Genomic DNA, 9,785 nt, shown 5'->3' with positions numbered 1-9,785 from the left:
CGCTCATGCAAGTCTTTATTCTCTTGTCGAAGCTGAAGCAGTTCTTCTTCTGGCGTCATGCCCTTACTCTACAGGATGTTGAACTCTTTGGCAAATCTCTAGGACACCTGAGTAGTTACAACATGAGACATAGATACGTTCAGCAGTACAGTTCACTAAAAGGTTCTCTAACTCATAATGGCGTTTATGTGATACAGGCCCATGGGAAGTAACGGCTTCAATAAGATAAAGCCAGTTCTTATTTTCGTCATAAAGAATAATGTCAGGTAATTTATCATGAGCTGTCATAGGTACTCCGAGTTGCTCTAACCGCTCTTTTTCATAAATCACAAATTTTTGGGCAGCATCGCCTAAATAAAGTACTGTAGCGGCGGGAGCGTAGCGAGGTCCAAACTTTTCAATAATCGCAATCTGTAGCTGATTATGCTTTCCTGGTGTAAGGTAAAGTTGTTTGCCATCGGCTAACTTGAGAGGTAGAGCATGAGTTTGACGACTTCGTTGATACTGTTCCCATAATGCACCATGATTGCTTAGAAATTTTGCGGCGGCATTTTCCCACTCTTTTGTTTCGAATTGAACCAGCACATCAAGAACGTCTCTCGTTAATCCATAGCAGAAATCTGGGCTATTAGTAGGACGTGTTGGATCATCTGGATTGCGGTCTACTAAGCGGGCCTGTTCGAATTGATGAATCACCTGCCGGCGTACCACCTCTCGAGTGTTTTCCGCATAGATTCTACCATAATGTTGCTTCATAAAAGCCATCATATGATGAATGGTGACTGGTCGATTGGATACATTTTCCCAGGGCGTTGTCTCAGTCAGGTTGCCTAATGCTAGTAGTGTTAAAGCACTAATTTCGTTTTGTTGTGCTGGTGGTAGGCCAAGATCGTGTAAAATGCGCTGGGCCTCCTGAATTTTACCCATAGACATCCTCGAATCTTTAAGTATAGGGAGTTGGAGATCATTCTCCTCACTTCCCACAATCAGGTCTTTCCCAAGATCCTCCATAAGGATAGTTTCGATTGCATCAAAATCTTGTTCGATTCGCAAATTTATCACTTGTTGACCTAATCGAATAAGTTGATCCAATGGAGGTAATGGCAGTTTTCTCAGTTCAGTAGCATTAACCTGCGTGTTGCCATTTGTTATCCGAAAGTAACGATCAACGAGAGTGCTGTTGAGGAAAGCTGCTACTCCTACAGCTTCCTCATGAGAAAGCGTTCCACCAGGACGATACAGATAATTCAGGTGATTTTCAAAAGCAATCAGATCTGTACTAAAGGTATTCTCTAGTAGAACAGCTGCTGTAATGCGGCGTGGTTCTTCCTTAGCACTAAACCGTCGTAAAATAATCTGTGTTGTATTCTTAGTAAGTAATTTATGCCCTGCCTGAAGCAGTATCCCTTGTGGTTTGTCAAATTGCTCAAGAGGCCACTTAATATCCATGCGTTTGACATGCTGCAACCATAAAAGAGGAACGGCTCTGCCTTGCTTCACGTCCTCTACAGATGTTAACATATCAAGGCTCCGAAAAGGAACGACAGGACCGGTTGATATCTCCAATCCATATGTTGCTAGTCGATCAGGCCAACGTCTGAATGCTTGCAAAAGATGTGTATCAATGTCGCTTGTTGGTAAGTGTAATACAGGGTCATTCTGCCTTTCATCGAAAACGAGCCGACGCTGCACTTGTTGGGTAAGTGGGTGGGCCAAATCTTCAATTCCCCGACTTCGTGAAAGAGTGACAAAAGGAGCATCTATGGAAACTGCTCCTTTCCTTATACCAGCGAGGATAATATTCTCCTGAAGTACATCGGCATTTTCGAAAGCAGATCGCCTGGAATCAAATATATGCATAAATTCGGGCATAATGGTATAAAAAAACTGGTGACGGAAGTGCTGGAAATATGTACCGGAAGCAAACGATCGAGGTGTAATTGAAATGAAACGCCCTCCTATTCGCAAAGAAGATGCTGCTAAGGACATGAAGATTGTATATATGTTTGTTCGACCATGTGCAATATCTTTTACAAGTCTGGCACGCGTATCTTTTTGATTAACCTTGAAATAAGGAGGATTGAGAATAGCAAGGTCAAAAGGTTGTTGAGGTTGAAGTTCATCTGTCCACAAGGATGTTTGGGAAATTTGTTCTGCCATGGCTTCGATAAAATCTTGCCTGTGAAGCTCGATGGATAGTTCGATACCATGTTCTTGGAGAAAGTCTCTGGCGTAGTTAAGAGCAAAGGAACAAAGGATATAAAGTACAGGATCAGCTTCATAGACGATGATAGAAAACCTGGATATCTTTTGAACAACCGCAAGTTCGCAAATAGCGCAAGATAATATTCCTGTGCCAGCTCCTGGATCAAGGACCCGCATTCGATCGTGAAGTTCTCCCGCCTGATTCGCCATGTAGCGTGCCACAATTGGAGGAGTAAAAAATTGCCCGGCATCACGTCGTCGGGTCTCACTAGTATTAGCAGCATACCATTCTCCGAGCATTTGGCATACTTCAACAGGTAAGAGGTCTGGCGAAATAGCGGGGGTATGATTCCATGGAATGTCGGGAGCTAGAATCCGTAAATTATCTAATGGAAGTGCGTATGATTTAGACTTTCGAACCTGCTCCATCACCATGGCTATTTTCTCTCCATATCTTTGTTAGAACAGTTGCTCATGATTTCTCATAATGCTACCATCTCTTATACTGGTTAGCAATATTTCAGGGACTAATTGCTACTAAGTTAGCAACTTGACATGTATTCATGCTCCTATATACCTAATACATCTCCCATCCCAAAAAGCGGAAATCAATCCCCCAAATTGACAAACCTCACCGACCCATCTGCCTCAATCACCATCTGGTACAGCGTCCTGCCAGGAAAGGCAGTGCGCAGTTCTTCATATTGCGCAGGGTTGCTGGCCCAGGCGTAGATCACATTGCCTTGCAGCAGCGGGTCGTTTAGGGGGAAGAGAATGAACTGGTAAATGGTGTAATCATCCGTTACAACGATGGCACTGTGCAGGGGAGCATGATATATCTCCGACGCGTCAACGTTGTACCAGGCCGGCAGGCCGGTGTAGTTGGTATGCAGTGCAATCTGGCGCGGCATGTAATATCCCAGATTGCAGGCTATCAGCGCTACAACCAGTGCTACCGTAATGAGGCTGAAAGCAGGCCCGTTCCGTACTTTGTTCACGGGTAACGTATGATGCAGCCACTGAACTGCTGCGCGCCCGGCAGCTATGCCCGCCGAATTCAGAGCCAGGATGCCGCGAGCAGTGAGGATGAGCAGGAATGGCAGTGTTTCAAAAAGGTAGCGCGGCCCGAGGTAAATGCCGTGGTAGAAATAGCCAATATAAGCGCCGGTCATGATAGCTGCCCCTGCCAGCATCAGCCAGTCTGCGCCTTTAGCTCGCCAGGTCAGGAACGGCAGTGCCAGAAATGCCAGTGTCAGATAAAACGGCCAGCCGAAGAGGTCGATCTGGAGAATGGTCAGCAACTCGTCCAGGTTGACGAAACCGGCGGCCACCGTGTGCTGCCCGTAGAAGCCAACTCCCTGCCCAAAGCCCCAGTGGTCACCGGCGAAAAAGAGGCTGCGCGGCGTCGTTTGAGGGTTGCCAGTCAAAATGGCATTGAAGCTGAAGTAAAGACCGAGAAAGATGATTGCGACCGCGATAAAGCTCAATCCCGGTATGATCCAGCGCTGCCAATCATGACGTAGTCTTTTCCAATGAAGCAAAAGCACTCCCAGCAGGACAATGAGAACGAAGAGGACAGCAACCAGGTCGCGTGTCAATGCTGCCATGCCGAAGCAAACCGCCGATAACGGCAAATTCCAGCCTGCCTCGCCCTGTGCGAAACGCAGCAGCGCCCATAGTCCCCAGACGAGGTAGAAGAGCGCAACTGCATGACTCAGGTAGCTGGCGGCAAGGTAACTGTAAAACGGCGAAAGCGCACCCAGTAAGATCGCCAATGTTGCCACCCGGCGGTCATAAAGCCTCGCCGCTATCAGCCCGATACCAAGCAGTGCGAAGGTTCCCAGAACCGGTTCGACCAACCAGGGTATGCCCAGCCAGATGCCCGGAACCAGAGTTAAGGAGGTGCCAGGTTCATATTGTCCAAACCACTGCCCGTTGAATACCACCATGAAAGGCCCCGGGAAACGGTCTATCGCTGCTGGTATGGGAACGGAGAGGTGTTCCAGCGCGTACATTTTCGCTGCAAAAAGATACGCGCTGGCATCGTAGATGTGCGGCTCAGCGTTGTACTGGACGAGCGAAATCCACGATACGAAAATCAGAGAGCCGGTGAGCGCAATCAGGGCAACCGGGTGGATGGCTTTGGTAAAACTCTGCCAACATTTTCGCAGGTAAAGACTGAAAGCAGTAAGATGCTGCTTTGTCTCTTGCCTGCTTGTTTGTCCAGCCGCCGGCATTGTTGGAAAGTCAGGTGGACTTTCCATAACCTGTGATGTTGAGCGAGGCCATTTTGTTTTTATGATGAACCCGATTACGCTTTCGCCAATCAGGACCATGAGCAAAAGTATCACGGCCCAGAGCATGATCCGCACCAGCGTGTCAATAACCATGGCGACAAAAGGAAGAGAACTGATTGGGAAGAATGCGCTGGTCACAGGTTGATTGGCGGCCTGCCCTTGCACATCGCGGGTGATAGCAATCTGGCGGTCGTTACGGTCGAGCGTGATATGCAGGATTGTGCCATCCGCTGCGATCAGGTTGAGCGTCATGGGTGTCTCTGGGCGCTGTAGTTCTACGCTTATACGTAATGATCCGGCGTTCGGCAGCACTACTTGCGAACCATTGAGGGGCCAGTTCGTCCCTCCAATCGAGTGACCACCGGCAAATACTTCAAGGTTGCGCCAGCGACTGGTGCCATCCAGGTCGCGCATCCATGCCTGGAAGTGGTAATAAGGGGACGAGGAAATAGAGTGCAGGTATGCCGGGTCTAATGTCAGGTTGTTGGTGCTGTCGGTGCCATCAATCTGGTATTCATGGACTACCGGGTCGCGCGGCGCGAATTGCAGCGTTATGGGCAGCGAGATGTGACCAAGTCGCAGGGTCTGGCTATCAACATGAAGTGTAGCGATACCGCTCTCAATATCGATCTCAACCGGTAAGGCAACGGTATAGCATAATGCATCCAACGCAAGTAATATGAGCGCTAACAGCGTTAAAAATGACAATACAGCCACACCACGCGGGATTCGTGATTGTAGCTGTCGCATAGAGTTATTTCTTCCTCCGATTTGTTCATGCTGATGCCTGTTTTACCATACGTGTCAATCAGGAATATTTTCTGATGAGTTTTCCCTCTTGACCTATGCTGCGACTGTCCTTATACTAGTGAGGCAGAGGCACCTACATTATTGGCCTGAGCAGTAATCACTCCTCTTTGATAGAGGAAGGAAGAGATAGCAAAAGTTGAAGATCGTTATTCGCTGGCGGCCCCTGGCCCTGTCCGGCATAGCGTTGCTTGGGCTGGCCTTGCGTCTTTATGTATTAGATTGGGATTCGCTTGCCTCGCGCTTTCAGTACTTGCTACGCGTGTATGGACCGGCGTATGCGTATGGCAATAATTTTCATCCAGATGAGCGGCAGATCATGTTTCATGTTGTTCAGCTGGCCTGGCCGGACAGTTGGGCGCAATTCTTCGATGCTGCCAATTCTCCCCTCAATCCGCACTTCTTTGCCTATGGTTCTTTCCCGATGTATTTATTGGCGGGCGTTGGCAATATTCTGTCGCACTTTTCCCCCGCATTAGCGAATTTCGCCAACCTGACACTCACCGGTCGCGCTCTGAACGCGATTTTTGATACCGGCACTATTCTCCTGACCGGCGGCCTGGCACTTTTGCTGGTGCCTGATCGCACTCCTGGTCGCCGTTATGCCTGGTCGGCAGCATTGCTGGCCGCGGTGTTGGTGGCATTCACGCCATTTCAGATCCAGCAGTCGCACTTTTATACCGTCGACACAATGCTGTTGTTCTTCGTTACCCTGACTATCTTTGCTTGCGTCAAACTTGTCGATACCGATAAACCAGTGCGCTGGTCGCTGATCGTTGGCCTTGGTTATGGCCTGGCGCTGGCGACTAAATTCAGCGCCGCGCCCTTGATTGTACCACTACTTGTGGCCCTGGCTTTGCGCTGGTACAAATTGGGCTTTTCCTCCATGGTTGCCGCAACCCTCATTTCTGTTGTCTCAACCATCCTGGTATTTCTTATAGCCATGCCATATGCGCTGTTGGATCATACGAATTTTGTGCAGCAGATTGCTTATCAGGGTGACCTGGCCCGTGGATTGATTGACGTGCCTTATGAGATACAGTTTGCAGGCACGATACCATATGTGTACGAGCTACAAAATATGGTGATATGGGGTCTGGGTGTGGTGCTGGGTGTTGTGGCGCTGGCAGCACTGATCTGGCTATGCTGGCGCGTCTGGAAACGAGATGCGGGTTCCTGGCTGATCGTGCTTTCGTGGGTGATTGTTTATGGCGCGATTACCGGCAGCTTCTATGCCAAGTTTATGCGTTACATGCTGCCGATCTATCCATTCCTCACTTTGATGGCGGCTGCGGGACTGCTGGCCCTCTGGTGTTGGTTAAAGGAGCGGGACTGGCACATCAAGCAAATTCCCCTGACTGTTCTTGCTTATGGCGCTATTGCAATCGTGCTGGCCGGGACGATTTTTCAGGGCCTGGCGCTATTGAATGTCTATAGCCAGCCCAATACACGTATTCAAGCCTCGCTCTGGATATATAGCCATATCAAACCAGGCAGCGTTTTGACGTATGAGCAGTGGGATGATCCGCTGCCTGTGGCCGTCGATGGACATGACCCCTCCATTTATCAGCAGGCTACCTATCCTGATCCCGATGCGAATGGGCAACCTGTGCAGGGGCTTGACCTCTATGGTGCGGACACAATACAAAAGGCGCAGGAACTGGCAAAGCTTCTGCCCACCATCGATGCCATTACCATGCCGACGGACCGTCTTGATAAATCGATTCCGCGCCTGCCCGCTCGTTACCCTCTGACTATTCACTATTACCAGTTGCTGTTCAGTGGCCAGCTGGGCTTTCATCTCGCCGCGCAGTTCGAAGTGCGCCCCAACCTTCTGGGTATCACGCTGGACGATAGCGGAGCGGACGAAAGCTACTCGGTTTTCGATCATCCCACGGCGCGCATCTTTGTGCGAGATAATCCCTACCCCTACACTTCCGCGCAGCTCCTGCAAAAGTTACTGGATGGTGTGCAATTGCCGGCTTCTGGCACCGGCCTGAGTGGTTCGCAGCGTTCCTTGCTGCTGACCGCTCAGCAAATCGACGACGATCAGCAATCGCCCTCATTTGGTTCGCAGTTTCCACAAAATAGCCCCTCGAATACGTATCCGGTCTTCTTCTGGTGGTTGGCGCTGGCGCTTTTGGGAGCGCTGGCATATCCACTAACGTTTTCCGCCTTGCGTGGACTCGCGGACCGCGGCTATATTTTCAGTAAAACGCTGGGCATTCTCTTGCTCGCGTACCTCGCCTGGATGCTGGCTAATTTGCACCTGATTGCGTTCAGTCACCTTTCGATGCTGGTTGTGTGCCTGTCGCTCTTCTTTTTGGCGCTGGTGCTGTACTGGTGGCAACGGAAAGCTATAACTGGATTTATACGCCAGCGCTGGCGATTGCTTTTGATTGAAGAAGGTATTTTCACGCTGGCTTTCCTTGCTTTTGTCGCTATCCGCTCATTCAATCCCGATCTCTGGAATCCTTTTTTGGGTGGTGAGAAGCCGATGGAGCTGGCGTTTCTCAATGCCGTGCTGCGCAGTCCCTACATGCCACCTTACGACCCATGGTTTTCAGGTGGGTACATTAACTATTACTACTATGGGTATGTAATCTCCGGCGCTTTGATTAAACTGACGGGCATTGTTCCCACGACGGCATTCAATCTAGCCATCCCCACGCTGTTCGCATTGACTTTTACCGGCGTGGTGACGGTCGTCTATAGCTTTACGCGGCGTTTCTCATTAGCGCTGCTGGGCGGTTACTTTGCCGCGTTGATAGGCAACTTCGATGGCGCATTGCAACTCAAGCAGCAGTTTGCGGCCCTGTTGTCGCACATGCAGCCCGCCGCATTTAATTACTGGCAAAGCAGCCGCATTATTCCTTTTACCATCAACGAATTTCCTTTCTGGAGCTTCCTGTTTGCTGATCTGCATCCGCATGTTATCGACCTGCCAATAGCCACATTCATGCTTGGTATCGTTGCCGCCTTGCTGCTCTTTGATGGATCGAAGGATGTTTTGCCGGGCGAGCAATTTCAAGGGAAGGTTGCCCTCTCTGTGCTGTATGGATTGGCGGCTTTTGTCTTTGGCACTATTGCGTGCGTCAATCCATGGGATATGCCGGTGTATGCGCTGATCCTGGCCGTCGTGCTTTTCCTGCGCACAATAAAGGCGAAACGAGGAACGGGGAAGCTGGAAGTATCTATTTCGCTGGTCTTTACACTTGCCGCGTTTGCTTTTCTGGCTATTGCCGGCTATCTCCTCTACTGGCCCTTTTATACATGGTACCAGGAACTCTACGTCAATGGGTTTGGGCGAGTGAGCCAGGGAACAAGTTTAGGCGATTATCTTACTATTTCCGGTTTATGGATCTTTCTCACGCTCAGTTTCTTCCTGCTCGAACTGTACCTCTGGTGGTCGCGGGCGCGTGCATCGCGGTCGGGCGGCCTGATTATAGGCAATTCTAAATTCAAGGGTTTCCCGGCACAACAACAGGTAGCCGGTTATTTATTGCTCTGTGGCGTCGTGTTGACCTTTGCGGCACTGCTCGGGCTGAAGATAGTTTTATTACTATTGATCGTACTCGGCGCTTTCCTGTTCGTAATGCAGGTCAGAGATGCTCCTTTCCTTGGAGTCACGAATGCCGCCAGCATCAAGAAATCATTCGAGCTTCGTAGCCTCGATTTCCAGTCGCAGTACACTTACCTTTTGTTGCTCATGGCGCTCGGTATCGGTCTGGGGGTTGAAATTGTCTATATCCGCGACTTTCTGGATGGTGGCGACTACGAGCGCATGAATACGGTCTTCAAGTTCTCTATGCAAGCCTGGCTGTGCTTTGCCGTCGCGGGAGCATCGGTAGTACAGAGATTATGGAGTTATTTGCGCGGCTTCCTCAAGCAGGCATGGTTTCTCATTTTCGCGTTATTGCTGCTCGGCAGTTCGGTGTTTCTACCATTGGGAACGCTTTCGCGTATCGATGACCACCGGGCGTGGGCCGCTGCGAGTCCACCCGCACAAAGTGCCACTTACACACCAACGCTGGACGGCTTTGCTTTCGCGCGCTCCTGGTATCCCGGTGATGCGCAAGCAATTAGCTGGCTCAACGAGAATATCACGGGCTCACCGGTCATCCTGGAAGCTGCCGCGCCCGTTTCATATGCATGGTTCAATCGTGTTTCCGTCTACACGGGGCTTCCCGATGTTTTAGGCTGGGTTGACCACGAGGATGAGCAGCGCTATAACAACCAGCCCTTGAATCGTATGACAGATATTGGTATTATCTATACCACACCTGATCCGGCTCAAGCTCTTGAATTGCTCTACTATTATCATGTACGCTATATTTACGTGGGTGAATTGGAACGCGAGGCGTACGCGCAGCAATCGACGGCAGGCCTGGATAAATTTGATGCAATGGTTGGTAGTTCGCTGCGGCTGGTCTATCGATCAAACGGCGTAACGATCTACGAAGTAATGTAAGATGT

3 protein-coding genes are annotated in these 9,785 nt (G+C 49.9%); 1 reads left to right on the top strand and 2 read right to left on the bottom strand.

The window, feature by feature from the left end; all coding sequences use genetic code 11:
* Positions 1-63: 63 nt before the first annotated feature.
* Positions 64-2,640, bottom strand: coding sequence for a BsuBI/PstI family type II restriction endonuclease (locus tag VFA09_09030; protein ID HZU67410.1), 2,577 nt, complete (start codon positions 2,638-2,640; stop codon positions 64-66).
* A 173-nt stretch (positions 2,641-2,813) separates the two neighbouring features.
* A complete protein-coding gene (locus VFA09_09025; GenBank protein ID HZU67409.1) occupies positions 2,814-5,252 on the bottom strand; it encodes a glycosyltransferase family 39 protein in 2,439 nt (812 codons plus the stop codon).
* Positions 5,253-5,448: 196 nt separating this feature from the next.
* Between VFA09_09025 and VFA09_09020 the strand changes: the two genes are divergently transcribed.
* Positions 5,449-9,780, top strand: coding sequence for a DUF2298 domain-containing protein (locus tag VFA09_09020; GenBank protein ID HZU67408.1), 4,332 nt, complete (start codon positions 5,449-5,451; stop codon positions 9,778-9,780).
* The last annotated feature ends 5 nt before the right edge of the window (positions 9,781-9,785 follow it).

This window comes from Ktedonobacteraceae bacterium, assembly GCA_035653615.1.
Lineage (GTDB): Bacteria > Chloroflexota > Ktedonobacteria > Ktedonobacterales > Ktedonobacteraceae > DASRBN01.
The sequence above is the reverse complement of the archived record's forward strand: the minus strand, read 5'-3'. Positions and strand labels throughout refer to the sequence as shown.